At 44.9% G+C, this 26,420-nt stretch carries 22 protein-coding genes, 1 riboswitch and 1 other annotated feature; of the genes, 4 read left to right on the top strand and 18 right to left on the bottom strand.

Going from position 1 to position 26,420, the window contains the following annotated elements; genetic code table 11:
- Positions 1–596: 596 nt before the first annotated feature.
- Entirely contained in the window at positions 597–2,123 is a 1,527-nt protein-coding gene (locus G5B06_RS09195) for a glycoside hydrolase family 31 protein (protein ID WP_173771821.1), read from the bottom strand.
- A 647-nt stretch (positions 2,124–2,770) separates the two neighbouring features.
- Here G5B06_RS09195 and G5B06_RS09190 point away from each other — a divergent pair.
- On the top strand, positions 2,771–3,598 hold the full coding sequence (locus tag G5B06_RS09190) for an AraC family transcriptional regulator (RefSeq protein WP_173771819.1): 828 nt from the start codon (positions 2,771–2,773) through the stop codon (positions 3,596–3,598).
- A gap of 146 nt (positions 3,599–3,744) precedes the next feature.
- Here the strand turns inward: G5B06_RS09190 and G5B06_RS09185 are convergent, their stop codons facing one another.
- The 6 genes from G5B06_RS09185 to G5B06_RS09160 form a co-directional block, all read right to left on the bottom strand.
- Positions 3,745–5,343: an ABC1 kinase family protein gene (locus G5B06_RS09185; protein WP_021976907.1), complete on the bottom strand. Its 1,599-nt coding sequence runs from the start codon at positions 5,341–5,343 to the stop codon at positions 3,745–3,747.
- 39 nt (positions 5,344–5,382) lie between these two features.
- Complete coding sequence (locus tag G5B06_RS09180; RefSeq protein ID WP_202030845.1) at positions 5,383–5,820, bottom strand: hypothetical protein; 438 nt, start codon at positions 5,818–5,820, stop codon at positions 5,383–5,385.
- 55 nt (positions 5,821–5,875) lie between these two features.
- Entirely contained in the window at positions 5,876–6,256 is a 381-nt protein-coding gene (locus tag G5B06_RS09175; RefSeq protein WP_119248327.1) for a diacylglycerol kinase family protein, read from the bottom strand.
- A 174-nt stretch (positions 6,257–6,430) separates the two neighbouring features.
- A complete protein-coding gene (locus tag G5B06_RS09170; protein WP_173771817.1) occupies positions 6,431–8,746 on the bottom strand; it encodes an ABC transporter permease in 2,316 nt (771 codons plus the stop codon).
- Between the two features lie 10 nt (positions 8,747–8,756).
- Positions 8,757–9,455 (bottom strand): ABC transporter ATP-binding protein, encoded by a 699-nt coding sequence (locus G5B06_RS09165; RefSeq protein ID WP_173771816.1) that lies wholly within the window; start codon positions 9,453–9,455, stop codon positions 8,757–8,759.
- Positions 9,456–9,555: 100 nt separating this feature from the next.
- A complete protein-coding gene (locus G5B06_RS09160; RefSeq protein ID WP_173771813.1) occupies positions 9,556–10,647 on the bottom strand; it encodes an acyltransferase in 1,092 nt (363 codons plus the stop codon).
- A 183-nt stretch (positions 10,648–10,830) separates the two neighbouring features.
- Between G5B06_RS09160 and G5B06_RS09155 the strand changes: the two genes are divergently transcribed.
- The 3 genes from G5B06_RS09155 (at position 10,831) to ilvN (ending at position 14,792) form a co-directional block, all read left to right on the top strand.
- Positions 10,831–12,117, top strand: coding sequence for an HlyC/CorC family transporter (locus tag G5B06_RS09155; RefSeq protein WP_173771811.1), 1,287 nt, complete (start codon positions 10,831–10,833; stop codon positions 12,115–12,117).
- Positions 12,118–12,208: 91 nt separating this feature from the next.
- Positions 12,209–12,450 (top strand) — a binding site (T-box leader).
- 101 nt (positions 12,451–12,551) lie between these two features.
- Positions 12,552–14,270, top strand: coding sequence for a biosynthetic-type acetolactate synthase large subunit (gene ilvB, locus G5B06_RS09150; protein ID WP_173771809.1), 1,719 nt, complete (start codon positions 12,552–12,554; stop codon positions 14,268–14,270).
- A gap of 12 nt (positions 14,271–14,282) precedes the next feature.
- A complete protein-coding gene (ilvN, locus tag G5B06_RS09145) occupies positions 14,283–14,792 on the top strand; it encodes an acetolactate synthase small subunit (RefSeq protein ID WP_015526065.1) in 510 nt (169 codons plus the stop codon).
- 97 nt (positions 14,793–14,889) lie between these two features.
- On the opposite strand, the gene G5B06_RS09140 is transcribed toward ilvN, so the two are convergent.
- The 11 genes from G5B06_RS09140 to G5B06_RS09090 form a co-directional block, all read right to left on the bottom strand.
- On the bottom strand, positions 14,890–15,852 hold the full coding sequence (locus tag G5B06_RS09140; protein WP_173771807.1) for a carbohydrate kinase family protein: 963 nt from the start codon (positions 15,850–15,852) through the stop codon (positions 14,890–14,892).
- Positions 15,836–17,200 (bottom strand): MFS transporter, encoded by a 1,365-nt coding sequence (locus G5B06_RS09135; RefSeq protein ID WP_059086762.1) that lies wholly within the window; start codon positions 17,198–17,200, stop codon positions 15,836–15,838. The genes G5B06_RS09140 and G5B06_RS09135 overlap by 17 nt, the downstream gene beginning before the upstream one ends.
- A gap of 18 nt (positions 17,201–17,218) precedes the next feature.
- Entirely contained in the window at positions 17,219–17,611 is a 393-nt protein-coding gene (locus tag G5B06_RS09130; RefSeq protein ID WP_021652508.1) for a VOC family protein, read from the bottom strand.
- A gap of 9 nt (positions 17,612–17,620) precedes the next feature.
- Entirely contained in the window at positions 17,621–18,649 is a 1,029-nt protein-coding gene (locus tag G5B06_RS09125) for a zinc-dependent alcohol dehydrogenase (protein WP_059086986.1), read from the bottom strand.
- A 400-nt stretch (positions 18,650–19,049) separates the two neighbouring features.
- Positions 19,050–20,045 carry an ROK family protein gene (locus G5B06_RS09120; RefSeq protein ID WP_173745829.1) on the bottom strand — a complete coding sequence of 332 codons (996 nt, stop codon included), beginning with the start codon at positions 20,043–20,045 and terminating at the stop codon, positions 19,050–19,052.
- 327 nt (positions 20,046–20,372) lie between these two features.
- A complete protein-coding gene (gene rlmD, locus G5B06_RS09115; protein WP_173771805.1) occupies positions 20,373–21,953 on the bottom strand; it encodes a 23S rRNA (uracil(1939)-C(5))-methyltransferase RlmD in 1,581 nt (526 codons plus the stop codon).
- 209 nt (positions 21,954–22,162) lie between these two features.
- On the bottom strand, positions 22,163–22,393 hold the full coding sequence (locus tag G5B06_RS09110) for a hypothetical protein (protein ID WP_015526073.1): 231 nt from the start codon (positions 22,391–22,393) through the stop codon (positions 22,163–22,165).
- A 219-nt stretch (positions 22,394–22,612) separates the two neighbouring features.
- Positions 22,613–22,966 carry a CGGC domain-containing protein gene (locus tag G5B06_RS09105; RefSeq protein WP_173762445.1) on the bottom strand — a complete coding sequence of 118 codons (354 nt, stop codon included), beginning with the start codon at positions 22,964–22,966 and terminating at the stop codon, positions 22,613–22,615.
- A 36-nt stretch (positions 22,967–23,002) separates the two neighbouring features.
- Positions 23,003–23,758, bottom strand: a complete 756-nt coding sequence (locus tag G5B06_RS09100) for an ABC transporter ATP-binding protein (protein ID WP_092071194.1) — start codon at positions 23,756–23,758, stop codon at positions 23,003–23,005.
- Positions 23,758–24,843 (bottom strand): FecCD family ABC transporter permease, encoded by a 1,086-nt coding sequence (locus G5B06_RS09095; protein WP_227574163.1) that lies wholly within the window; start codon positions 24,841–24,843, stop codon positions 23,758–23,760. Before G5B06_RS09095 ends, G5B06_RS09100 begins: the two co-directional genes overlap by 1 nt.
- 14 nt (positions 24,844–24,857) lie before the next feature.
- On the bottom strand, positions 24,858–25,952 hold the full coding sequence (locus tag G5B06_RS09090) for an ABC transporter substrate-binding protein (protein ID WP_173762443.1): 1,095 nt from the start codon (positions 25,950–25,952) through the stop codon (positions 24,858–24,860).
- A gap of 101 nt (positions 25,953–26,053) precedes the next feature.
- A riboswitch (cobalamin riboswitch) is annotated at positions 26,054–26,336 on the bottom strand.
- Positions 26,337–26,420: the final 84 nt, after the last annotated feature.

Genomic DNA, 26,420 nt, shown 5'->3' with positions numbered 1-26,420 from the left:
TACTGGTGGGGCGATGGATTCTACGGTGCTGGCAATGTAACGTTACGCCGATTTACACCCAAGTCGAAAGCGCAGCACCTCGACTCGACATCTCCCGTCAGACCACAGGGAAACTCAGCCTTTCGTCCCGGTCATCCAGCGCAGCGCTGATGACTCATCCAACTCTCGGGAAACCACTCTACATTCCACCCTGAACCATCTTTCCACTTCAACCACTCATACCAGACCATCTGATCCCCCTTTTATCCAGTCACACACATCATCCTATCGGATTTCCCTTCCGTACAGCCACATCTCCCTTACGCCTGGAAATACCAGCCAGCAAGACGTGTGCTGGCTGGCGCGGCTCTGCAGGAGGGGTGCTGCTTCTTGGCTGGCGGGAATCTGCGTTGTTTTTCAAAAGTTCGCTGTCTGAGCGTAAGCGAGTTCGGACTTTTGGAAAACGCTTTTAGCAGATTTTCGGCGGCCTAGAAGACAGCCCCCGACGAAGCCCCGCGCCGGACAGCACACGCCTTGATGGCGTCCGCATATCCATCCACTCCCTCCATCTCACCTTTCTGTCCTGAAAAAACAGCCCGCGAGGCGTCCCTTTTCACCTACTCTCTTCTCAAAACAACCAACCCATCATTCTCACCAAGAACCACATCCCGGCCACCATTCAGCACATCACCCTCAGTCTCCCCAAGGCCAACACACCTCCATTGCCCCTCAGGCAAAGTCACACTTCTGACAACCTCTCCCTGCTTCCAAACAGGCGCCACCAAAAGCGCATCACCAACCATAAACTGATCCATCACTCTCTCCATACCCTGTCCAGGGAAAACAAACTCCATAGAACGGGCAATCGGCTCCCCAGTAGCCTTTGCATTCTCTACAGCCTTCAAAATCTCCGGCAAACACTTCTCCCTGAGCGCCAGCGCATCCTTAACCTTCTGAAAATCCGCCTCAGGCAGCACTCTCCACGGAGACGCGGAAAACTGCATGACCGGCATCAGAGCCGCAATCTGTGCATACCGCACAAACATCTCCGGCGTACATGCATTCTCATTTCCATTCAGAAAACAGGTATACTCACCCCCGCCGATCATATCCGGACTGCCAAAAGGATGCCCCGTCAGTCCTTGGATCAATGTATCCGGGATCAGCCCCGCAATACCAGTCTCGTCCCACTTCGTCTGCTTATCGCAAAGCCTCTGCATCAGCGAATAACCCCCTGCACGGAAACACACACGCAACTCATTAAACGCAAACTGCTCTCCAAATTCCGCCCAAAGCCTGGACAACTCATCCCCGGAAGCATCCCGGAACATCTTATCCCCGGCATGATAATAACAGGGATCACCCGCATCCAGCTTAAAACCATCCACGCCCATATCCATAAGCACATCCAGCTGATCCTTCAGCCACTTCATAGCATCCGGATTTGTCAGATCCAGCGCAGCAGAATAACCATTCCACCACTCCAGGATCCGCGGTTTCCCCTCAGGAGTCTCGATCAGAAAATGCTTATCCCTTGCTTCCCGGAACTCCACAGTATCCGGAGTAATAAAAGGACAGATCCACAACATCACAGAAAAGCCCATCTCATGCAGTTCCCTGATCATTCCCTTCGGATCACGGAAGTTATCCCCACGGAACTGCCACTTTCCATAATAAGGAGACCAGCCATCATCGATCATCAATACCCCTGCCGGAAAACCATTTTCCAGAATACCTTTTGCGTATTTCAGAATATTATCCTGGGTCTGATAATAAGTCAGCTCGATCCAGGAATTATATACCGGAGTCTGGAAAAACCTGTCTGAAAGTTTGATCTCATGAAATGGAAAATGAGATTTCATAGCTGCCAGATATGCACTTCGCAGATCCTGAAAGCCATCTTCCAGAACGACAGTTTCCGGACCCTCCGCCAAGATCTCACCTTTTCTAAAAGAAATGCGGAAACCTGCATTGCTCCAGATGTAACGTCCTTTCGAGGAAAGGAATAAAGGCATGATCTGATTGTGAGTTGGGTTCTCGCGGAAATCCCAGTCCACAATATCTTCTGCACTTACAGGCTGGCGGTAGCCTTCGTAGACTGCACCGCCGTACCAGAATTCGTTTTTTAACATGGTTGTTTTCATGTTGAAGCTCCTTTCTACATGTAGATTTATGATTTTTGTGTCAAGCGGATATTCGCAATCCGCTTCGCTACTTGCTCATAACCAAATAACTGCTCCGCAGTTTTGGTTAAATGTTGATGTTATTTTTTCTTTATTAATTTATTTTTTTCGCTTTTCAAAGCTGAGGAAATGCGAGGGGGAAAGCACTCAGAGTTAGCGAAGCCCGCTTTTCCCCCTCGCGCTCCCCCTTTCCGGGCACGCAGTTGTTGTATGTTGTGGAAATGTGAATATGTACTGGTGGGGCGATGGATTCTACGGTGCTGGCAATGTAACGTTACGCCGATTTACACCCAAGTCGAAAGCGCAGCGCTGATGACTCATCCAACTTACGGGAAAACACTCTACATCTCACCCTGAACCAGATTTCCACTCCAGCCATCCATACATCATCCTATCGGATTCACCTTCCGTACAGCCACATCTTCCTTCCGGTTAGAAATACCAGCCAGCACACGTCTTGATGGCGTCCATATCTCCATATGCATCCCCCATCCTTGCCCTTCCCACCCCAATATTGTATAATCACCTCAAACAACATCCCACCCCATTTTGTGACCCAAAATTGCGTTTTTGTTGTATAACCCAAGAAACCAGGAGGCACACCCCAAATGAAAAACACACACCAGGAACCCCAAACCCAACACACCCTCTCCGTCTACTTCTGCGGCCAGGAAGACTGCGGCCCAGGCCACTCCTTTGGCCCGGCCATGCGCCCGCACTACCTCCTCCACGTAATCTCCCGCGGCAAAGGCATCTACCAGTGCGGAGGCCACACCTACCATCTAAAAGCCGGCGACGCCTTCCTCATCCGCCCCATGGACTCCATCTACTACCGCGCCGACAACACCGAACCCTGGAGCTACGCCTGGACAGGCTTTGACGGCTCCGCCTGTAAAGAAATCCTGGAGCAGACCATATTTTCCGACACCCTCATCTTCACCCCGGAAACACCAGCCCGGCAAAATAACCTCCTCACCCACATGACAAACCTCCTTAACACCTTCTCCGAAAACAACGGAAACGACCTCGCCACCGCCGGAAACCTCCTCCTGATGCTATCCTCCATGCAAAAAAAGCCCTCCGAAAGCAGAACCGACATCGCAACCCTCTACTTTCAGAAAGCCTCTGAATACATCAAAAACAATTACGCCTACCCCATCCAGATCTCAGACGTGGCACGCTACGTAGGAATCGACCGTTCCTACCTCTACCGGATCTTCATGGAACACGAAAATATCTCTCCAAAACAATACCTCCTGAAACACCGCCTCCAGATGGCAACCCAGCTCCTCTGTTCCTCAACCTGCACCATCACAGAAGCAGCCCTCTCCTGTGGATTCCGGGACGCCCCATCCTTCTGCAACTACTTCCGCCAGGGCACCGGCTACACCCCGAAAGAATTCCGCAAAATGTTCAACGGAACCATACACACATAAACATCCAACACTCCCACATCCACTGCCCTACGAAAAAACTCCACCTCAAACAGTCGAACCTCCAAACAACAGGATTATCTTTTCCGAAAACAAAAAAGACGGCCGATCAACCTGCATCCATACTAAATGCAAATGATCTCCGTCTTTCACTTTCTGGAAAAGAAATGCTTAAGAAAAACATACAAAACAATAATAAACGCAAACACATACCCAAAGGCACCCAGGGCCGGAATCCCCCAAAGCTTCGGTTTCATATCCGTGGTACAGATGATACTGGAACTGATCAGAAGCGCCATCACCCACAACCCCATCACGATATTCCGCACCAACCGCCGCAAAAGCCACGCCAGGTCATCTGAAGCATGAAGATCCAGATTAATCTTCGTCTGCCCTTTCATACAACCCTGAAGGAAATCCGCTGCCAGAGATGGAATATCAATGGCACGCCGAAGGGACCAGACAAGATTTTTGCCACCTTTTTTGATCTCGTGCTTCCAGTTCCCATTGCTGAAAAACTGCTCCTTGATCCTTGCTGCGGCAATCTGTGTCATATTGATATCCGGACAGATCTCAGCAAGAACACCTTCCACATGGGTCAGTCCCCTTGCGAGCATAGTCAATCCATGCGGCATCATGATCTTATTTTCCTTCATGACCTCCATCAGATCCACCATGACTTCCGCCACATCAATATTTCCCATATCCGCAGTACCATATTTCTCCATCAGTCCCCGGATATCTTCATAAAGCTTACTGGAATCCGGTTTGCCCTTAAACTCACCAAGAGCCAGAACTGCATCCTGGATCTTTCCGATATTGTTCATGGCAACCCCTTCAATGGCTTCTCCAATCAGCTGACGGTCATGCTCTGTGAGCCGTCCCATCATTCCCATATCGATCCAGACAATCTTTCCTTCCTGGATCCGCACATTTCCCGGATGGGGATCCGCATGGAAAAATCCATCCTCCATGACCTGTTTGATGAAATTATCCACATATTTCGTTCCAATCTCATTAAGGTCATAGCCATTGGCCAGAAGATTGGCTTTGTCATTGATGGCAAAACCGTCAATATATTCCATCACCAGAATATGAGGAGAAATATACTCTCGGTAAAGAATTGGCACTTTAACAAAAGCCACATCTTTATTCTTCTTGGCAAATTCCGCCATGTTGGCAGCTTCTGTCAGGAAATTCATCTCCTCCTGGGTCACTGTCCACAGCTCGCTTAAAACCATGTTCAAGTCCACCATACCCTTGATGCTTACCGGCGGCATCAGACGCACAGCCTTATGCATCAGGCCGATATCCCTTGCCATGGTTTCGTAGATTCCCTTACGCTGAACCTTGATCACAACTTCTTCTCCGGTTTTCAGCGTAGCGCGGTGAACCTGGGCAATTGAAGCAGCACCCAGCGGTTTCTGCTCAATATGCTGAAATTCTTCCTGCCACGGACACCCCATGGATTCCTCCAGAACCTCGATGACCTGGGAAAATGGCATGGGTGGTACATCCGAGCAGAGTTTCATCAGCTCATCACAGTATCTCTTGGGAAGAATATCGGAACGCAGGGACATAATCTGACCCAACTTAATATAAGTTGGGCCCAGATCTTCCAGTATGAGACGGAGCTTCTCAGGCGAAACACCCCGGGTAATGGCATGCTTTTTCAGAACAGCTGTGATCTCTCTCAGCCGTTCTCCATATCCGCTGTTCTCTTTCTTCTCCTGTTCTTCTCCGCCCATAAACTTCTCCATTTACTGCTTTCTTTATGATATTTCTTATTACTCTGCTGCCGGCTCTTCGCTCCCGGCTTCTTCTGTTACCGTTTCTGCCTCCACAGGAGCTTCCGGTGCAGCCTCCTCAACCGGTTCTTCTGCTGCCTCAGAAGCCTCTTCTTTCTCCTTTGCTGCCTCAGCCTGCATGCTCTCGATCTGTGCTTTCACAGCTGCCAGCTGCTCCGGTGTCAGTTTGGAGATCGTTGCTTTCAGCTCTTCCTGATCGTTCTTTCTGGCTGCAGATTCTTTTACAGAATCAGCGGCTGTCTTAACTGTTGATTTGATGTTGTGTTTCAGTTCCTTATTAAGAACCTTACCCTGCTCAACAGTAAGCTCGCCTTTTTTAACCAGCTCGTCCAGGATCTCCTTGGATTTCTCTGCTGTTACTGCTGCTGTACCAATTCCTACTAACAAGATTTTCTTCAGTCCTTCACCTAATTCCATAATAATTCTCCTTTCCTAAAAACGGTCACTGCCGTTCCATGTACCTGATCGATTTCTACCATATTCCCAGAAAAACAAGCCCTTTCGGAACAAAAATGATCAGCCCGACAATCGCTGCCATGATCGCTGCGATCAGTACTGCTCCGGCTGCTGTGTCCTTGGCGATCTTTGCCAGAGGGTGACGTTCTTCTGTCACAAGATCTACCACAGCTTCCACTGCCGTATTTACCAGTTCCAGCGCCATCACCATTCCGAACAGTCCCAGGCAGATACACCACTCCGTCACGGAAATTCCAAGGATCAGCCCTGCGATCACCACAAGAACTGCCACCGTACAGTGGATCTTCATATTTCTTTCCTGGCGGATACAGGTAAAAATTCCCTGAAACGCATAACCGAAACTTTTATATAACGGGTCCTTTTTTCTGCCTGCCATGTTCCTCACCTGATTTCCTGTGTGAATGATCCCCTCCATTGGGAATTATGGAATTATTATAACAAGTTTGCAGGAATATTTCCAGTATTTCAGAAAATTTATGAATATTTAAGGAGTATATGCGGTTATTCACAGACAACTTTCAACCACATATACTCCCGATCTTATCCTATATTATTCCACATTTTTCAGTGCTTCATCCATAGGCACATGACGGATTCTCCGAAATTCCAGCACTGCTACCACTGCATAAGTCGCGATTCCGATTGCCATCATTTTTACATAGATCATCGGATCCACCCACATAGTAATCCAGCCTGAGATGCTGGAAAGCATCATCTCGCGGAACAGAACTTCCATGATCTGCCGCTCAATAGGAAGGCTTAACAGCAGGCAGATCACCACCACAAGAGAAGTGGAAAGTATATACAGCCGGCTGATTTCGCCATCGGTATAGCCGAGAATCTTTGTCATAGATATCGCCTGGGCATTTTTTTCAATAATGACTTTGGAAAGCAGATAGATCACCACCAGGAAAATAATCACGGAAAATCCATACATCATTCCCATCATATCTCCCATGGAAACATCCAGCTGCCTGGATATTTTTGTAAGAGATTCCAGGTCGATGACAGAACCGATATATTTTGAATCGATATCCTTGATCTCCGTATTGGAAAAATATCCGCCAAAATAATCATCTCCCAGGTCAAACACCTCATTCAGTTTATCCCGCTCCATAAATACGCAGAGACTTGCGGTGTAATCATAAATCCCGTCTACTTTAAAGGAATATTCATCCTTCTCGTATTTTTCTTTCAAAATTATAGTATCGCCCTCTTTGATCCGGAATTTATCTGCATAGGCACTGGAAATATATACCCCGTCCCCGGAAAGATCTGCATGGATATACTGGCTTTCCGGCTCCACACCATAGAGAACGATCTCCTCGCTTTTATATTTGCCTGGCATGGTATTCAGGGAATAGGCGGAAAATTTTTCCGCATCTTTATTGTCCGTTCTGGTATCCATATAATATTCCAGAAGGGAAATCATGCCATCCAGCTTGTTTCCTGAGGAAACACTTGCCGGAACGCTCAGCATATACTGATATTTCGCCAGCATGTTCTCCTGGATCTCCAGCTGATAATGATCCAGCGCAGACGGCAGGAGCATTCCGAAAAACAGCAGCAGATTGGCAAAAATAACGCCCACAAACAACACCATATAATTGCTGACGTTCTGAAAGATCACACGAAGGCGGAATCTGGAAAAGATTCCGATCTTCGGGCTTAAATACATGGCGCGTTTCTGTTTTTTTCCGGAAAAATCCCTTCGCAGGAATTTAAGGGGTGAAAGCTGCAGACGGTACCGGAGCACTGCATAGTTGATCAGGATCATAATGATAACCGGCACTACCGTTGTCAGAAGAAACGCCTCCGCATTCCATATGGTCACATAAGTTGGCAGGCTATAACTTCCGTAATACATTCCCGCACATACACCCTTAAACACAGTATAGCCAAGGATGTTTCCAATCAGGGCCCCTATCAAGGTTACCAGCACCGGGAGGGTCATATAGTGAAAGATCAGTTCCCGCCTGGTATAACCGGATGCCCGTAAAGTACCGATAACACCGGCTTCTTTTCGGATGGTATTGCTGATGGTGATTCCAAACACAAAAGCCATAATCACGATCACAATATAGAGAAGCATAACGACCATCGCCTTGTCTCCGCCCATATCGTCACCCGTAAAAATAATCGCCTGGTTAAGATAACGCGGGACAAAAGTCTCCAGGTTTACTACTTTTCCAATGTCTTCCATGAGATCCTCAGAAACTTCTTTCTCTTCTTTTTCGTCTACCGGCTGCTGGTCGTAGATCCATGCATAATTGTACTGGAGCTTTTCCTGATCCAGAGTCTCAAATTCCTCCGGGGTTACGATTCCAACACCAAATTTTACAGAATCAAACATGGAATCATTATTGTTCTGAAACAGAGCACTGTAATCGGAAAGCGCCACCAAACCTGTAATCTTCCAGGATTTTTTGCCCCTGATCAGAGTATCTCCCACCTGAAGGCTGTTGTTATCCGCATACATTCGGTCAATAGCGATTTCACCCTGTCCGGATGGCATTTCTCCTTTCATCAGGCAGACCTTGTTCACCTTCTCCCGGTTTTTGAAGAAACGCATGGTGCTTCCGTTATCCAGATCTTCTTCTATATAATAATTCTCGTAAAGTGTAACACCTGCCGCCTCAATGTCTTTCCACTGAGATCTGTAAACTTTTTCCGCAGTACGGAAATTTCCGTTTTCGATGTTATATTTGTCAAAACTTTCGTCATAGGCTTTCAGCATACTTCCGTCAGCCACCAGGAAGCCGGACACGAACCCGATAGTCAGGACCATCAGCAGAAAAACCACCAGATATTTTCCAAATTCCCCCTTCAGTTCCCTGGGGATACGTTTACGCAAAGGACTCTTCATGCCTGCCCCCTTACCATTCCAGATCTGCAGCCGGAATCTTCTGCTCATTCTGATAGTTTTTGCGGATCATACCGTCACGAAGCTTCACCACACGGTCCGCCATATCCTTGATGGCATCGTTGTGCGTAACCATAACTATGGTGTTTCCGTATTTATGGTTTACGGTTTCGATCAGCTTGAGGATTTCCTTTGATGTGTTGTAATCCAGTGCACCGGTCGGCTCATCACAGAGCAGGATGTCCGGATTCTTTACAATGGCGCGTCCGATGGCAGTTCTCTGCTGCTGGCCTCCGGAAAGCTGATTGGGAAGCTTTCTCTGGTGCTCATAAAGTCCCAGGGTATGAAGCAGCTCATCCACATCCAGCGGCCTGTCACTTAAATAGACACCAACTTCAATATTTTCCCGCACAGTCAGATTTGGGATCAGATTATACATCTGGAAAATATAGCCCAGATGTTTTCGCCTGTATAAGGAGAGCTTTTTTTCTTTCATATCTTCCAGGCGCTCCCCCTGAATGGTGATACTGCCTGCATCTGCTCCGTCAATGCCGCCGATGATATTTAACAGTGTGGATTTTCCGGAACCGGATGGCCCCAGCAACACACAGAATTCTCCTTTTTCTATTTCCAGATCAATCCCTTTCAGAACATCCACACGGCTTTCCCCTGCCCCGAAGGATTTTTTGATCCCTTTTATCTCCAGAAACATACAATTTCTCCTTCCATCCATTTGGAAATATACTTTTTTATAATAAAAGTACTGTCAATCATATGTTAGATGAGACTCACTATTTTGTCAAGAAGCTGTATTATTTTCGTATATTTTTTATAAGTCTGCCGGGAATTCCAAGAAGCACAGATAACAAAAGAGAAATTCCGAATATGCTTCCCATGATTGCCATCATATACAGGACCATTCCCGCTTTTCCCGGTAATCTTCCAAGAATCACCGCATTGAGCCAGTCCTGATATCCCATATGGCTGAGGAAATCACGAACTGCCATATGAAGCAGATAGATCATAAAAGTACAGGAGGCGATCTGACAGATCATCCGCTTTCCCCTGCTTTCTTTTTTCTCTCCCTGAAACAATGCCAGGCAAAAACATGCAACACAGACTGCACAGAAAAGGCCCATGGCACTGAACCAGAAGATCACGCAGGAAGGCTGTCCATCAATTCTGTACTGCCACCGCTGGATCACCGACCGGATCATATTCACAAATAAAAATCCCATGCCTGCAGCAGGAATCCATTTTTTTGTAAATTTTCCGCGGTTCCGGTAAAGGATATGTCCCCAGATCATCTCAATGGCCGCCGGAAAGGCTCCGTTTATGGAATGATGTGCAAATGCGCCAAGAGTATTTCCCGAAATATCATTCAGCACAAAAAATCCAAAGGTTGCTATCAGAAAAATCTGTGTTCTCTTCCGATCCTCATCCAGATAATCCACAAAACATTTCAGTACCGGAAAAAGCAGCATCAGGAATACATAAACATAAATATACCAGAGATGATCACTGTGAGGTACCGGGTTATTCCAGGAAAGCAGTGTTTTCAATGCTGTTTTATATTTTTCTGGTGAAAAGCAGATACTGACACTTAATTTTTCGCCATCAAGAAGCCATCCGAAAAACAGGAAACCAAATATGCTGTAAAGCACTACCGGTATTCCGAGATTTTTCCAGGTACGTTTCAGAATCCTCTCATAACTTCTGCTCTGGAACAGGAAAAAACCGGTGATCATAAAAAACACCGCTACTCCATCCGCAACAATACAGTTGAAAAAAACTCTGGAGAATATCCAGCTTCCATCTACCTGTGCATACAGTGCCGTATGAATCCCGATTACCATCAGACATGCCAGAATTCTCATAAACTCCACACCCGGGTCTCTCTTCATTTTTGTCTCTCCTTTCCCCCCATGTAAAAAATTCGTCATTTTTCCCTTATTGTAGCATAATATCAATACTTTTCCCACAGCTTTCCGGCTCTTGCCAAAAGTCCGGAAAACGTATATAATGTGGGAGTATCTATATATTTTTAAGCAAACAATCTTATTTTTTTAAAGGAGTGAACATTAAAAGTGGACCCCAGCGACACTTACCAGATAATCATATTACTTATTCTGCTGGCATTGTCAGCCTTTTTCTCATCTAATGAAACCGCGCTGATGTCGGTAAACAAGATCCGTCTCCGCTCTCTTGCAGACGAAGGAAACAAGCGGGCAGCCATGGCTCTCGATATTCTTGAGAACCAGACACCCAAGCTTCTCAGTGCGATTCTTATCGGAAACAACATTGTGAACATTTCGGCTTCTTCCCTTGCAACCACACTTGCGTACAGTTTTGGCGGCTATATGGTCAGCATTGTAACCGTGATCCTTACTGTTCTGATCCTGATCTTCGGTGAGATCACCCCGAAGAACTATGCAACCATCAATGCAGAGAGGCTTACTCTTCGCTATATCCCGGTCTTTAAATTCCTTATGACCATCATGACACCGGTGATTTTTATCATCAATCTCTTCTCCAGAGGTGTGATGCGCCTGATGCGTGTAGATCCGGATGCGGCAAGCAAGGCCATGACTGAGGAAGAGCTTCGTACCATTGTGGATGTCAGCCACGAGGACGGTGTCATTGAATCCGATGAGAAAGAAATGATCTACAATGTGTTTGATCTTGGAGATGCCACAGCCAAGGATATCATGGTGCCAAGAGTCCATGTTACTTTTGCAGACGTGGAATCCACCTATGATGAGCTGATCGAGATTTTCCGCGAAGACAAATTCACACGTCTTCCTGTTTACAAAGACAGCCAGAATAACATCGTGGGAATTATCAATATGAAGGATCTTCTTCTCTATGACAAGAATGAGGAATTTGTCATTGACCGTTTCTTGCGGAAACCGCATTTCACTTATGAGACAAAAAGCATTTCCGATCTTCTTGTAGAAATGAAGGATTCCACCTTCAACATTGCTATTGTCCTGGATGAGTACGGTGATATGGCCGGACTTATTACACTGGAGGATATCCTGGAGGAAATCGTCGGCGAGATCCATGACGAGTACGACGAGAAAGAGGACGAACTTGTCCAGAAAATTTCCGACCGTGAATATATCATCGAGGGTTCCATGCACCTGGACGATGTGAACGATCACCTGAATACAGAACTGGATTCTGAGGATTACGATTCCCTTGGCGGTTTTATCATCGAACATCTGGACCGCCTGCCTGTTGCCGGTGATGAAGTGGTCACAGACGACGGAATTCGTCTGGTGGTAGAAAAACTCGATAAAAACCGTATTGAAAAAGTTCATGTTTATCTGCCGGAAAACCTTCATAAGAGCAACGAAGAACCAGAAGCATAATATAGTAAAACGATGTATCGGAACTGTCTATTTCTGATTGACAGTTCCGATATTTTATATTATAATAATCTAAAATTTTTATTCACATTTACTAAATGCAATGACAGGGAGTAGTACATAGTTTCCGGATGCACAGAGAGAAGATGGCCGGTGAGAATCTTCGTGACAGTACTATGGAAGTAGCCCTCGAGCAGTGGACTGAACCATGAATTTTCATGCAGTAGGCTTCAACGTCATTCCCACGTTACAGGGAAGCAGTATAATTTTGTACTGGCAGAGAGCAGAGTTTTACCTCTGAAAACAGGTGGTACCGCGGAATCATCCGTCCTGAGCATATTTTATCCGATATGCCGGGACTTTTTTATTGGAAAAAATATCCTGCGGCAGCCCTTATCTGCTTAACTATTCACATCACCAAAGGAGGGAACAAATTCATGAAACAGATTTCCGGAAACAAATTGTTTGTAAAAGCCTTAAAAGAAGAAGGCGTTGATGTTCTGTTCGGTTATCCTGGTGCCTGCACCATCGATATCAGCGACGAATTATATAAACAGAGCGGCATTGACATCATCCTGCCACGTCATGAGCAGGCCCTTGTACACGAGGCAGATGCCTATGCCAGAACTACCGGAAAGGTTGGCGTATGTCTCGTTACCAGCGGCCCTGGCGCCACCAACCTTGTAACAGGTCTTGCAACTGCCAACTATGACAGTGTTCCGCTTGTATGCTTTACCGGACAGGTTGCCCGTCACCTCATCGGAAACGATGCATTCCAGGAAGTTGATATTGTAGGAATCACCAGAAGCATCACAAAATATGGCGTAACTGTCCGCAACCGTGAGGATCTTGGCCGTATTATTAAAGAAGCTTTCTATATTGCACGTACCGGACGCCCGGGTCCTGTTCTGATCGACCTTCCAAAGGACGTAATGGCCGAGCTTGGAAGTGCCGAATATCCGAAGAGTGTCAATATCCGTGGTTACAAACCGAATACTAGCGTTCACATCGGACAGCTGAAACGAGCTCTCAAAATGCTTCAGAAGGCAAAAAAACCTCTGTTTCTTGCCGGCGGCGGTGTGATTATTTCCCGCGCCCAGGAGATTTTTACCCAGGTTGTTGAGAAGACTCAGGTTCCGGTTGTCACAACCGTTATGGGACGTGGTGCCATCTCCACAAAGAACCCTCTGTTTATCGGAAATCTTGGTATGCATGGTGCTTATGCCGCAAATATGGCAGTAAACGAATGTGACCTTCTGTTCTCCATCGGAACCCGTTTCAACGACCGTATCACAGGTAAACTTCACGAGTTTGCCCCGCACGCACAGATTGTCCACATTGATATTGATACTGCTTCCATTTCCAGAAATATTCATGTAGATATCCCCATCGTTGCCGATGCAAAAGAGGCCATCACAAAAATGGATGAATATGTACAGGAGTGCAACACTGAAAAATGGCTGAAACAGATCCAGGAATGGAAAGAAGATCATCCTCTTACCATGAAAGACCGTGGTATGATGGGACCTCTGGATATCATCGGTGAGATCAACCGCCAGTTTGACAAAGCCATTCTTGTTACCGATGTAGGACAGCATCAGATGCTGGTAAGCCAGTATGCAGACATCACTGAGAACCGTCAGCTGATCATGTCCGGCGGACTTGGAACCATGGGTTACGGCCTTCCGGGTGCCATCGGTGCCAAGATCGGCAATCCGGACACACCGGTCATCTCCGTTTCCGGTGACGGCGGCATGCAGATGAACATTCAGGAGCTGGCTACCGCAGTTCTGGAGGAACTTCCGATCATCTGCTGTATCTTTAATAATGAATATCTTGGAATGGTCCGCCAGTGGCAGAAGCTTTTCTACGGAAAACGCTACGCCATGACAAACTTAAAAGCCGGTGCACTCTCCCGCCGTACAGACGGACAGGAATATCCGGAATACACACCGGATTTCATCCGTCTCGCAGAGAGCTATGGGGCAAAAGGTATCCGCGTAACTGAAAAGGATCAGATCGCGGCTGCTTTCGAAGAGGCTAAGAAGAATACAAAAACTCCTACGATCATCGAATTTATCATTGATCCGGAGGAAATGGTTTACCCGATGGTTAAGCCGGGCGGTACTCTGGCTGATCTGATCATGGATTGTTAGGAGGAATGAATGATGGATAAAGGAATGAAAAAAAGATGGATCTCTCTTTACGTTGAAAACCAGGTCGGTGTTCTTTCCAAGATTTCCGGTCTTTTCTCCGGAAAGTCCTATAACCTGGACAGTCTTACTGTTGGAACCACCGAGGACCCCACAGTTTCCAGAATGACCATCGCCACAGTCAGCGATGATGAGACTTTTGAGCAGATCAAAAAACAACTGAACCGTATGATCGAAGTTATCAAGGTCATTGATTTTACAGATGTATTTGTTCGAATGAAGGAGATCCTTTACATCAAGGTAAAAGGCTGCTCCCCGGAAGACAAAGTGGAACTTTTCCAGATCGCTGAGACCTTCAAAGCCCGTGTCATCGACTACGGAAAAGACAGCCTCCTTCTGGAATTCGTCCAGACCGCAACCAAAAATGACGCGGTCATCAAGCTTATCAAAGAAGAGTTCAAGCATATCGAAGTTGTCCGCGGCGGAAGTGTCGGAATTGAGTCCATCAGTATGATGGAGAGATAAAAGCGGAATAATACTCCGACAGAAAAACACGGGGCTGATGCTTTAACGATTAATAAATCGTGATTTTTACAGCCCCGAGTTTGTTCATATACATTCATTATTTCTGCATAAATTCAAGCACTGCCTCTTTCGTCGGAATCGCAGGGATTCCGCCTCTCTTTTGCACACACAATCCAGCAACTGCATTTCCCAAAACAGCACACTTTTTGATTTCTTCCCATTCCATTTTTTCAACATTCTTATTCATAGAAAGGATACTGCATAATACGCCTCCCCAGAATGAATCACCTGCCCCAGTCGTGTCGACCGCATGTGTCTGAAATGCTTTGATGATTTCTTTTCTGCTTTTTGTTGCCATAAGAACTCCCTGTTCTCCCAATGTAATGGCAACCAGCTTTGGTCCCATGGCAAGGAGTTGATCTGCAGCCTGCTCATAACTTTTCGCCTCTGTCAACAGAATACTCTCTTCATCCGATACCTTCATGACATCTACCAATTCTATGACAGATCTCATTTTTTTCACTGCATACTCTTTGCTCTTCCAAAGAGACGGACGGTAATTTGGATCATATGAAATAAGTACACCCGCTGCTTTTGCCATTTTTACCGCTTCGATCGTTGTACTTTCTGCCGGTTCATCTGTCAGTGATAATGATCCAAAATGAAAAACTCTACAACCTGAAATTAATGTCTGATCCAGTTCTTCTTTTTTTAACTGTGTATCTGCACCCGGTTTTCTTGCAAAAGAAAATTCCCGTTCTCCATTTTCACCGATTTCCACAAATGCCAACGTTGTAAAATAACCCGGGTCTTCAACAATAGCATCTGTATTGATTCCTTCCTTTTGCAATGTCTTCTTTAAAAATTTACCATGCATATCGTTTCCAACTTTTCCAATAAAAGATGTGCGATACCCAAAGTGGCTTGCAACGGTTAGAAGATTTGCCGGAGCACCGCCGGGATTCTGTTCGAACAATTTCCTCCCATCCTGACTATGTCCTGCTTCCGTAAAATCAATCAGCAATTCTCCCAATGCCACGATATCAACTTTTTCTTCCATTTTTTAGTTCCTCTACAATCTCGTTATAACGTTTTTTATTTAACCGGTAGAAAAATAATACAACCGCAGTCACAATCCACAGTACACCCGGAATCGTCGTAAATGCATGCTTCATAATTGAAAGTACAATTGCATTTTGTGTCTGATTTGCAATATAACCATATTTTCCAAGTAATCCTGCTAAAAGTGCTGTTCCAACTGCCATTCCGATTTTATTTCCAAGTGAAATAAATGCATACTGAAAACCGTCATTTCTAAGTCCGGTTTTCCACTCCCCATATTCCACACAGTCTGGAATAATTGCATAGATTGCGGTATTAAATCCAGAGAAGAAAAACTGTGTGAGACCAGATAATGCATAAAAAATAGCTGGTGATTCTTTGGCATTGAAGAAAAACATAGACAACATGGAAATTCCTGTAAATAAAGCAAAGAGAGATGCTGTTCTTCCTTTGTTATTCAACTTGCGGAATAATGGTTGAAAACAGGCTGCCCCGATGATAGAAGGAATAATAATGCACATCGAATAAGTTGTGTAGTAGGAGGCATTCCCTTCCACATATGTAAAATAATACAGAATATCTGCGTTTCTACCATATAATGTAAATCCAAATAATATCTGCCCTGCCAATGCAAGAAGATATGGTCTGTTCTGCATGACTGCTTTCAACTGTATCTTTACAGAAATTTTTTCTTTTTCCGGAGTAATCACTGCCTCTTTCGTCTTCGCAAAGCAGAAGAAATGACAGGCTGTAAAAATACATCCATATATGACCGCCACCGTCAGATATCCTGTCTTTGCACTGTGACTGCCGAATTTGCTGAGCAGCGGAACTGTGATAATATTTAACACACCAATTGCAATCATCGCTGCAACCGAACGGGATGTATTTATTTTTGCACGTTCATCAATATCCTGTGTCATAGCACCACACAAGGTTCCATATGGAATATTCACACAGGTATACCCCAAAACCAGCAGACAATATGTAATTACCATATAAATGATCTTTCCATTCTGCGGCCAGTCAGGTCTTGCCCAGAATGTCATAACAAGAAGAATCGCTGTAATTGGTGCCGCTACTAACAGCCATGGACGGTACCGTCCCCATCTCGATTTTGTTTTATCCGTAAGTCCCCCGACGATTGGATCATTGATCGCATCCCAGAATCTTGAAAAAAGCATAAGTGCTGACACAGCCGCCATACTGATTCCGAACACGTCTGTATAAAATATCATCAGAAAATTACTGACGAACATCCAGCTGAAATTACATCCGACATCACCAAAACCATATGCAATCTTACTGATCAGCGGTACTTTTCCATTTTTGTTTTCGCTTCCCATATGTCCCTCCTATTTTTATCAGAGTTTCTGACAGAACTCTATTCTTTCCTCATTTGGGCCCTTGATCATAAAAAACTTCACACCATTTTCCCAAAATGGCAGTTCTTCGATTCCGTCTGTAATAATTGTGTATTTTTCATTGCAGATTTTCTGATACATACTTTCAATGTCTTCCACATCAAGTGCAACATGTTGGTATGCACCGTCTGACATTGCCGCCTGCCCATTTTCAAAAGTCTCTATACAGTAATTTTTTATCTGTAAAAATGCCACTTTTTCCCCTGCTTTTTCATTATAAGACTGCATAATTACTTCAAATCCAAGACTCTTATAAAACTCAACTGTTTTCTGCAAATCGTTTGTCGGAAGCCCGATATGAGCAACTCCGACAATTCCATATTTATTTTCCATACGAACTCCTTACTTTTCACTGACGTTGATAATTACTTTCATCGTTGTCTCGCGGTTATCATCAATATACTGGTACGCCTTCAGATAATCTTTAAAAGCAAATGTCTTTGAGATGAGCGGTTTCAAATGAACTTTGCCCTCATTTACCAGTCTGATTCCATCTATGTAATCATCATGGCGGTACATCATCGTGCTCTTAATGTCAAGTTCGTGGTCATTTGCCACTGCAAGATCTACTTCTGCCATTCCTGCAAAAACAGCCACCAGTACGATCGTGCTTCCTTTTCTTGCATATTTAATTGCCTGTCCCATTGTAATATTGTTTCCGGCACAGTCGTAGATCACATCCGCCTTATCCGGTCCAAATGCTTCGATCATTGCCTCACCGAAGTCTTTATTTTTGGTATTCACACACACATCAATTCCACATTCTTTTGCCTTTGCCAGTCTAAGATCACTGATATCTGTGATCATCACTTTCGCTGCCCCCATTCCTTTTGCTGCCTGTGCCACGAGATTTCCGATCGGTCCTGCGCCAAGGACTACAATATTCATGCCAGCCACATCGCCCATCTGTTTTACACCATGAACTGCCACCGCAAGAGGTTCGATCATAGCTCCTTCTTCATAGGACATATCTTCTGGAATAGGTGTTACTTTAGATGCATCCACTGCAAAATACTCAGATGCTGTTCCTGTCGTCTGAAATCCCATTACTTTTAATTCCTCACAGAGATTATACTTTCCATGACGACATGGATAGCAATGTCCACAATATACCTGAGGCTCTATCGTCACCTTCTGTCCCACATGAAACTCTGTGACATTTTTTCCAAGTTCTGTAATCTCACCAGAAACCTCATGTCCCTGTGTTACCGGATATTTTGTAAACGGATGTTTTCCATGATAAACATGAATATCTGATCCACAAACACCAATATTCATAATCTTTACCAACACCTGATTTTCCTTTACCTCCGGAACCGGAACCTCTCTGAAAATAATTTCTCCTGGATTTGTCATTACCTGCTGTAACATAATTGTTTCCTCCTTATTTATATTGTTTTATTTGATCTTTTATAAATTGTTTTATTAAAGTAATTACATTATTATCCTGTAAACACGATTTGTCAATATGTTTTTCATAATTTTATATATTTCATAATTTTAAAATACATTTTTTGTGTATTTTTCACAATCAACACGAAAAAAACGGAAAGGAAACCGTAGTTACTGTTTTCTTTCCGTTTTTTACTATAATATCTTTTTCTAATTTTACACAACTTCTTGTTTTTCACACATATAAAGCGGACATCCTCATTCGCTTTGCAACCTGTCAGTGGGAGCTTTTAACTCCAACAGAGTGAACATCCCCTTCCCCAACGCTTAATGCCCTGCGCACCAGATGCGGTGTACTGCTTATCTGCGTTCAAAAAATTTACAATTCTGCCATATGTTTTGTAAAAAAGTATTTCGCAGCTCCAACAGCCGACGCTTCTTTCTTATACGAACAATTTTTTAAGTATGAAACATCATGCTCAAAGCCATTATATGCCATCACTTTTTCTCCCAGTGGTATCATATAATCTGACAATACACCTCCCACATCACCTCCGAGTATAATATCCATATCATATGCCATCCGCAGATTTGATATCAAAACAGCAAGATGATCCAGATACTCATTCCATGTCTGCAAATTTTTTTCATCACCACTTTCAATTTTTTCCATAAATGCATCCAGTGACTGCCTGTTATCTTGTGTCAGTACACTTGCAGCACAATATGCATCTGCACATCCTGATTTACCACAATAACACTTTCTTCCACCGGGAACGAGTATCATGTGACCAAACTCACCTGCTTTCTGGTTCTGCCCTCGAAACAGCTTTCCATCTATGCAGAATGCGCCTCCTAAGGTGTGGTTCAAAGACAGATATATCGCATTTGGATACATTTGTTTTTTTTCTGCAAGCATTGCAGCATTAGCATCGTTTTCAAAATATACTGGAATTTCCAAAGCCTGCTCTAAAAAGCGCAGACTATAATTCTCTATACCTAAAGCATGGGATTTTAAAACGATCCGTTCTTTCTGATCAATAATTCCCGGAATCGCCACTCCAATCCCAAGTAGCGTATCCTTCGCTAATTCGCCTTCAAGAAAAGTTTTGACCTTTTGTGCCACTTCTGTACAATAGGATAATTCTGCCGTAAATTTTAAACGGATGCGATCTTTTTTTATAATCTCATCTCCAAGATTTACTAATACCATTTCTATATGATTCGCTGTAATCAAAATTCCCATTGCATGACAGTATGACTTATTAATCCCTATACTTTTTGCCTTTCTTCCACCGGTCGAAGCATATTCCCCAGTTTCTTCCAACACCATTTTTTCTAACAAGTCATTCACATTTGCTAACACAGTCGGCATACTCAAGTTTAATTCTTTTGCGATTCCCGCCTTGGATGTAACATGATTGTTCAGCACATAGTTAATTATTCTTTTTCTTGTTATATTTTTTTTATCTTTATTTTCCGTTTTCTTATCCTCTTTTATTAAATATATTATAAAAGAATTATATGCTTTTTTATTCTTCTTGTAAAGCAATGTTTTATAATAAATCTCCGACAGAATTTATCTTATAAACAGCAAAAAGCTCCCGAAGGAGCTTTCCACGCTTTAGATATAAACCAATTCTTTTAACATAATCTCTTCTGCCATATTACGAATACCATTTACCAATCTGACACATTCCCTCTAATCACGAGCTTTCAACTCAGCTCTGGTTGTATCCAGCTCATCTAAGTCTAAGTCGCTCTCTATCGTGTCATCTGGTTTTTGCGCGAGCAACGAGGCAAGCCGAGATGCTTGCATCTCGATTTGCCGACTGCCGCGTTCATCGAGACAAGTACTCTTGTCTCGATGTTGGGACAAAAGAACAACCGTCTCCACATGAACCCCCTGACAGAACTGATCCACTGCACAGGCGTTGGTCATCTGATACCCTGCTTCATAAAATGCCGGAAGGTCTCTTACAAGGCTTGTAACCTTGCAGGAAATGTATACGATCTGGTCCACCCCATAAGCCAGAATCTTCGGAAGGGCTTTCGGGTGAACGCCGTCTCTTGGCGGATCCAGAATGATCATGTCCGGTTTCTCAGGCACTTCATCCAGCACTTTCAGCACATCTCCGGCTATAAAGCGGCAGTTGCTGATGCCATTTCGTGCTGCGTTTTCTCTGGCAGCTTTTACCGCATCTTCCACAATCTCCACACCGATCACCTCACTGGCAACAGATGCCGCAAGCTGGGCGATAGTGCCGGTTCCGCTGTAAAGGTCAAACACCACCTTATCTCTGGTATCTCCTACATATTCCCGCACCTTGGAATACAGGATCTCTGCAGCCAGGGAGTTTGGCTGGAAGAAGGAAAACGTGCTGATCTTAAACTTCAGCCCAAGAAGTTCTTCGTAGAAATAATCCTTTCCATAAAGGATCTTCGTCTCATCACTCTGTACCACATCGGACAGAGAATCATTTAAAATGTGCATGATCCCCACGATCTTACCTTCCAGGGGAAGTGCAAGGAGCTGTTCTTTCAGTGGTTCCAGATCATACTCTTCCTGGGTGGTAGTTACCACATGAACCAGAATTTCGCCGCTTGTGACGCCTCTTCGAAGAAGCAGATGGCGGAGATATCCCACATGCTGAAGCTTCTTATAAAAACTGGCATTACGCTCCAGGAAAAACTCCCGCACACAGACAAGGATTTTCGTCATATCCGGATGGACCAGTTTACAATCATCCGTATTCAGGATATCGTAAGTGCTTCCCTTCTTGTGAAGTCCAAGGGACAGCGGCCCATCCTTATACTCATCCCCAAAGGAAAACTCCATCTTATTGCGGTACCCGAACTCAATAGGACTGCCGTAGATCCCATCCCAGTGATATAAACGATCTGCAGCCTCAGCTTCTTCTGTCCCATCACCGTTCTTCCCGATCTTAGCCAGGCTCTCTCTTACTGCCCCATCCAAAAGTTCCTTCACCTGATGTTCCTTCATATCCTTCTGTGCCTCATAGCTCATGGTCTGGTACATGCAGCCGCCGCATGCCGGAAACTCCTGACAGGCAGGTTCTCTTGTTTCCAGAGGAGATTTCTCCAGGACCTCCAGAAGACGTCCTTCCGCCCGGCCGGAACGTTTCTTATTGATCATAAACCGGACTTTCTGTCCCGGGATTCCGTTTTTTACAATTACTTTCTGGTCATCAACCCAAACAAAACCTTTGTTTGGAAATTCCACTTTTTCTATAATACCTTCGTAAATTTCACCTTTTTTCATAAATCCTCTTTCTGTTTTATAACCAGCAGACAATAGTTCGAACATTCAGGATCCTCTTTACTGTCTGCTCATGAACGCCAGCGTTTCACGGTCCGTCTTCAAAAATCAAGCCCCGGTATCGCGCCGGGGCTTCAATTATCCGCTTCTCATATCATACATAACAGACAGCCATTCTGATCTGTTCAAAACAGCCTCTGCAGTGAAAGTTCTTACTCTTCCTCATCCTCGAAATAATCATCGAAGTCATCATCAAAATCTTCTTCAAAATCTTCCAGGTAATCCGGAGCGAAGAAACGATATACTGCAAATGCGATTCCTGCAACAGCTGCAACTGCGCCGATGATCGCCAGTACCCAAAGGACTGTGTTCTTATCTTTCTCTTCTTCTTTTTTCTTCAGTGTTGCAAGCAGTTCTTCAAGCTTTGTTGTATTTAAATTCATAACACTGCACCATCCTTTCTTTCTGTTCGGCTGTACTGTCTGTCAGTAAATCTGCAGCGCAGCGTTTTTTGAGGTCGCTGCACCCGAGCCTTTTTTTAATGTTCTTATTATACCACCATATGTCTGGTTTTACCAGAACTTACACAAATTTTCGCAGAAACATTCTGTAAAAAAATCGCCGTATTTCCGGCATTTCCGGAAAGATACGGCGGTTTTCTCTTATTCTTTATGGGTTCCTCGGATCACTTTGATCCCGCGTTCTTCTATCAGACCGCAGATCTGTGTTATCCGCGGACATTCCTTTTTTTCCTCATTCAGACGGCATACCCCGACATGGATGACGCTGATCTTTTCACTGACCAGCCGGTCTGCCTTTTCCAAAATCCCCTCATCTTCAGCAGGTTCTTTTGCATTGGTTTCTTTGCATCCGTTGCATGTCATCACAGCTGCCAGAATCGTATCTTCCGAATAGCCGGAAAAAAAATCTCTTCTTTCCCGAAATGCAGACAGACATCCTGCCCTGGTACACACATCATTGGAATTAAGGCATGTCAAAATCCCGATCTTTTTCATCTTTTTCCCTCTATGCATCCCGCCTCACAGCCAGAATCATAAAAACAAAATATGCATCTTTCCGCGGCTGTCGTAAACGATCTCCGCTTCTACTTTATAGATCCTGCGGATCAGCTCCGGGGTCAGGACTTCTTCCGGCGTTCCGTAACCTTCCAGAACTCCGTCCTTCAGTACATAGATCTTATCACAGTATGCTGCTGCAATATTCAGATCGTGAATAGCGGAGATCACGGTTACATTAAGTTTTTTCACCAGCTCCATCAGCATGATCTGGTGGGTAATGTCCAGATGATTGGTAGGCTCATCCAGAATCAGTGCAGAGGTCTGCTGGGCAAGTGCTCTTGCCAGGATCACCCTCTGCTGCTCTCCTCCGGAAAGAGTGGAAAAGGTACGGTCTGCAAACGCCTCCATCTGTACGGTTTTCAGCGCTTCATCCACGATCTGGTAATCTTTTGCATTGTCCCGTTCCAGAGTCTTTTTATGAGGCGCACGCCCCATAAGAACCACCTCGCGGACCGTAAAATCAAAATTATAATAATTGTGCTGTGCCACCACGGCCATTTTTTTCGCAGAGCTTCGAACACTCATGGAATGAAGCTCCTCGCCGTCCAGATACACGGCTCCTGCGTCTGGTTTCAGAATACGGTAAATGCATTTCAGCAAAGTGGATTTTCCGCTTCCGTTTGGTCCGATGATTCCTACCAGTTCCTTATCCTTGGATTCCATGGAGATTCCCTTCAGGATCTGTCTGGCGTGAAAGCCAACCTGAATATTTTCTGTGGTGATCTTCATTACCGGGCACCTCCGAATCCATAGGATTTCCGCACAAGCAGATAAATAAAGCAGGGAGCACCGATAATGGATACCAGCACACCGATGGGCATCTCGGAATTTTTAAGGATCACACGACATGCCACATCGCACCAGATCAGAAACGATGCACCAAGAAGCGCACTTAAGGGGAGCAGTTTTCTGTGATCTGTTCCAAAAAGGATCCGGACCACATGAGGGATCACCAGTCCCACAAATCCGATCACACCGGCACAGTACACGGCAAATCCGATCATAACAGAAGCAACGATCAGATAAAAAGTCCGCAGTCTGTGCAGATCTGTTCCAAGGGTAATGGATACGTCATCTCCCAGAAGCATCAGATTCAGGTTCCGGTACTGCGTCCAGAAAACAGCCACGCACACCAGCGTGACCGGAAGCATTACACCCACTCTGGTCCAGCTTGCTCCGGCAAGACTTCCCATGCTCCACTTCATAACTTCTGTTGCCGCATTTTTGTCATTGGTAATATAAATGACAAAATTGGAAAAAGCAGAACAGACTGCGCTGACCGCCATTCCCGCAAGGATCAGTTTTGCGGAAGTTGCCTTTCCACCCATGTTTGCAATGGCGATCACCGCAAAAGAAGTGATCATCGCGCCAATGAAAGCTGTGATTCCCACAGAGTTTCCGCCAAGAAAGCTTCCGATTCCAAGCATGATGGCCAGTGTGGCACCCAGAGATGCACCAGATGAGATACCCAGCACATACGGGTCTGCCAGCGGGTTCTGCACGATAGCCTGCATCACCACGCCGCACACGGAAAGAGCCATTCCAACTGCCAGAGCCAGAAGGACTCTAGGCAGCCGGATCAGCCACACAACATCATGAACTGCGCCTTCCGCATAGGCGGACAGACTTTTTATATGAAACAATTTATAAGCGATAACGCTGTATACATCCTTCAGTGACAGATCCGCATTTCCAAAAGTGATGGCTGCAAGTATGGAAAAAATAAGGAATCCTGCAAGTCCGATGAGAACTGCCACATACATGGATGTTCTGAGCACCTTATCTTTTTTTCTCTGTGAAGCTGTTTCTTTCACTGCATTTTCTCCGATCAGTCAAGATTTACGTCCGGATATAATCCCTTTGCAAAAGTTTCGATTCCGTCCTGGGTACGTGTTGCACTTGCATACATCTCACTGAGCATGATCGGGTAAACACGTCCGTTCTTTACTGCGTCAAGGCTCTTCAGGGACTCATCATCCTGGATCACTGCAAGCTGGCTGTTCTTAACAGTTTCCGGATCATCTCCTGCATATGGCATGTAAACCACAAAGATCACGTCAGGGTTGGCTGCGATGATATCCTCTTTTCCAACGGTGGAAGCATCCGGGTTTGCAAGAGTTGCGCCTAACTGTGTTACCATATCTCCGCCAAGGCTCTTTACGCCATAGTTTGTGATGTTATCTCCAAGAGGCTCCAATACCATTACGCTTGGTTTGTCTTTTACATCTGCAGTTGCAGTAAGAGTTTTGTCGATCACTGCTTTTGCATCATCAACGATAGCCTGCGCTTTGTCCTGTACATCGAAGATCTTTCCGATATTTAAGATATCTGTGAATTCATTTTCCAGTGTTCTGTCGCCGTCCGGACGAGTATTGGTGTTGTAGTAGGTGTTGCAGCCTTTGTCGATCCAGTCTGTTACATTTCCCAGATTCTCATCAGAGAAAAGAGAGCTCCAGGATAAGATCATGTCCGGCTCCAGCATTGTTACAGTTTCAAGGGATGGGGTAAATTCGTCAAGATAATTTGTTTTTGAGAATGCTTCTTTGAGATCTTCCGGAACTTCATTATCAAGACCTGCGGTAGCTACCAGGTGGTCTTCCAGACCAAGTGCGAGCATAGTCTCAATGCTTCCCTGATATACAGCAAGGACTTTTTCCGGTGCTTTTTCATAAGTGGTTTCGATTTCGTTTCCATCGTAATCATAGGTTGTGATGGTCAGAGGATATTCTGTCTTGGTTGCCTCTGCGGAAGAATCTTCGGTGTCTGCAGACTCTGTACTGTCTTCTGCTGCCGGCTGGTTGTCTTCCTTGATGGTCTCGGAGTCTGCTCTCTCTGCGGCATAAACAGCCGGAGCTGCTGATACGGTCATTGCCGCTGCCATTACCATTGCCATGATTCTTGTGGATACATACTTGTTTTTCATTTCATTTCCTCTCTTTTCGCCTGTTTTATCTCCTGTTGCCTATGGGTAACCGAAAAGATGGGGCTTCATAAAATCTGCACGGAACACTTTGTACGGAAGCTCCCACTTACATACTGTCAAGCAGGTTTCCTGACTTACAGACTCAGAAAAAACTCCGCAAAATAAAAACTGATACACCATTCATCTTTTAGCCGATCATGAATGATGTATCAGAATTTTCTCCAGAATCTCTCTGACATCGGGATTTCGCCTTCTCACATGAGTTTCTGCAATGGCATGTGAAATCCCTTCTTCTGTATACAGTGGCCGCAACCGCTCAGGCTTTTTACCCGATTCCCTCTCACAGTATCCGGCAGCATATGTGCCGGTGATACTGTTCACTTCACAGCAATTCAATTACGCTGATACTGATTCTAACATACCGGTTTTCCAATTACAACCTTGAGGCCGGATTTTTACAGTTTTTTG

The sequence above is a fragment of the Blautia luti genome (genome assembly GCF_013304735.1).
GTDB lineage: Bacteria > Bacillota > Clostridia > Lachnospirales > Lachnospiraceae > Blautia_A.
This window is presented reverse-complemented; position numbering and strand designations above follow the sequence as displayed.

Coding starts and splice junctions, on each gene's coding strand:
- G5B06_RS09195 (WP_173771821.1), bottom strand. CDS start 2,123: ATGAAAACAACCATGTTAAAAAACGAATTCTGGTACGGCGGTGCAGTC.
- G5B06_RS09190 (WP_173771819.1), top strand. CDS start 2,771: ATGAAAAACACACACCAGGAACCCCAAACCCAACACACCCTCTCCGTC.
- G5B06_RS09185 (WP_021976907.1), bottom strand. CDS start 5,343: ATGGGCGGAGAAGAACAGGAGAAGAAAGAGAACAGCGGATATGGAGAA.
- G5B06_RS09180 (WP_202030845.1), bottom strand. CDS start 5,820: ATGGAATTAGGTGAAGGACTGAAGAAAATCTTGTTAGTAGGAATTGGT.
- G5B06_RS09175 (WP_119248327.1), bottom strand. CDS start 6,256: ATGGCAGGCAGAAAAAAGGACCCGTTATATAAAAGTTTCGGTTATGCG.
- G5B06_RS09170 (WP_173771817.1), bottom strand. CDS start 8,746: ATGAAGAGTCCTTTGCGTAAACGTATCCCCAGGGAACTGAAGGGGGAA.
- G5B06_RS09165 (WP_173771816.1), bottom strand. CDS start 9,455: ATGTTTCTGGAGATAAAAGGGATCAAAAAATCCTTCGGGGCAGGGGAA.
- G5B06_RS09160 (WP_173771813.1), bottom strand. CDS start 10,647: ATGAAGAGAGACCCGGGTGTGGAGTTTATGAGAATTCTGGCATGTCTG.
- ilvB (WP_173771809.1), top strand. CDS start 12,552: ATGAAACAGATTTCCGGAAACAAATTGTTTGTAAAAGCCTTAAAAGAA.
- ilvN (WP_015526065.1), top strand. CDS start 14,283: ATGGATAAAGGAATGAAAAAAAGATGGATCTCTCTTTACGTTGAAAAC.
- G5B06_RS09140 (WP_173771807.1), bottom strand. CDS start 15,852: ATGGAAGAAAAAGTTGATATCGTGGCATTGGGAGAATTGCTGATTGAT.
- G5B06_RS09135 (WP_059086762.1), bottom strand. CDS start 17,200: ATGGGAAGCGAAAACAAAAATGGAAAAGTACCGCTGATCAGTAAGATT.
- G5B06_RS09130 (WP_021652508.1), bottom strand. CDS start 17,611: ATGGAAAATAAATATGGAATTGTCGGAGTTGCTCATATCGGGCTTCCG.
- G5B06_RS09125 (WP_059086986.1), bottom strand. CDS start 18,649: ATGTTACAGCAGGTAATGACAAATCCAGGAGAAATTATTTTCAGAGAG.
- G5B06_RS09120 (WP_173745829.1), bottom strand. CDS start 20,045: ATGCCGACTGTGTTAGCAAATGTGAATGACTTGTTAGAAAAAATGGTG.
- rlmD (WP_173771805.1), bottom strand. CDS start 21,953: ATGAAAAAAGGTGAAATTTACGAAGGTATTATAGAAAAAGTGGAATTT.
- G5B06_RS09110 (WP_015526073.1), bottom strand. CDS start 22,393: ATGAATTTAAATACAACAAAGCTTGAAGAACTGCTTGCAACACTGAAG.
- G5B06_RS09105 (WP_173762445.1), bottom strand. CDS start 22,966: ATGAAAAAGATCGGGATTTTGACATGCCTTAATTCCAATGATGTGTGT.
- G5B06_RS09100 (WP_092071194.1), bottom strand. CDS start 23,758: ATGAAGATCACCACAGAAAATATTCAGGTTGGCTTTCACGCCAGACAG.
- G5B06_RS09090 (WP_173762443.1), bottom strand. CDS start 25,952: ATGAAAAACAAGTATGTATCCACAAGAATCATGGCAATGGTAATGGCA.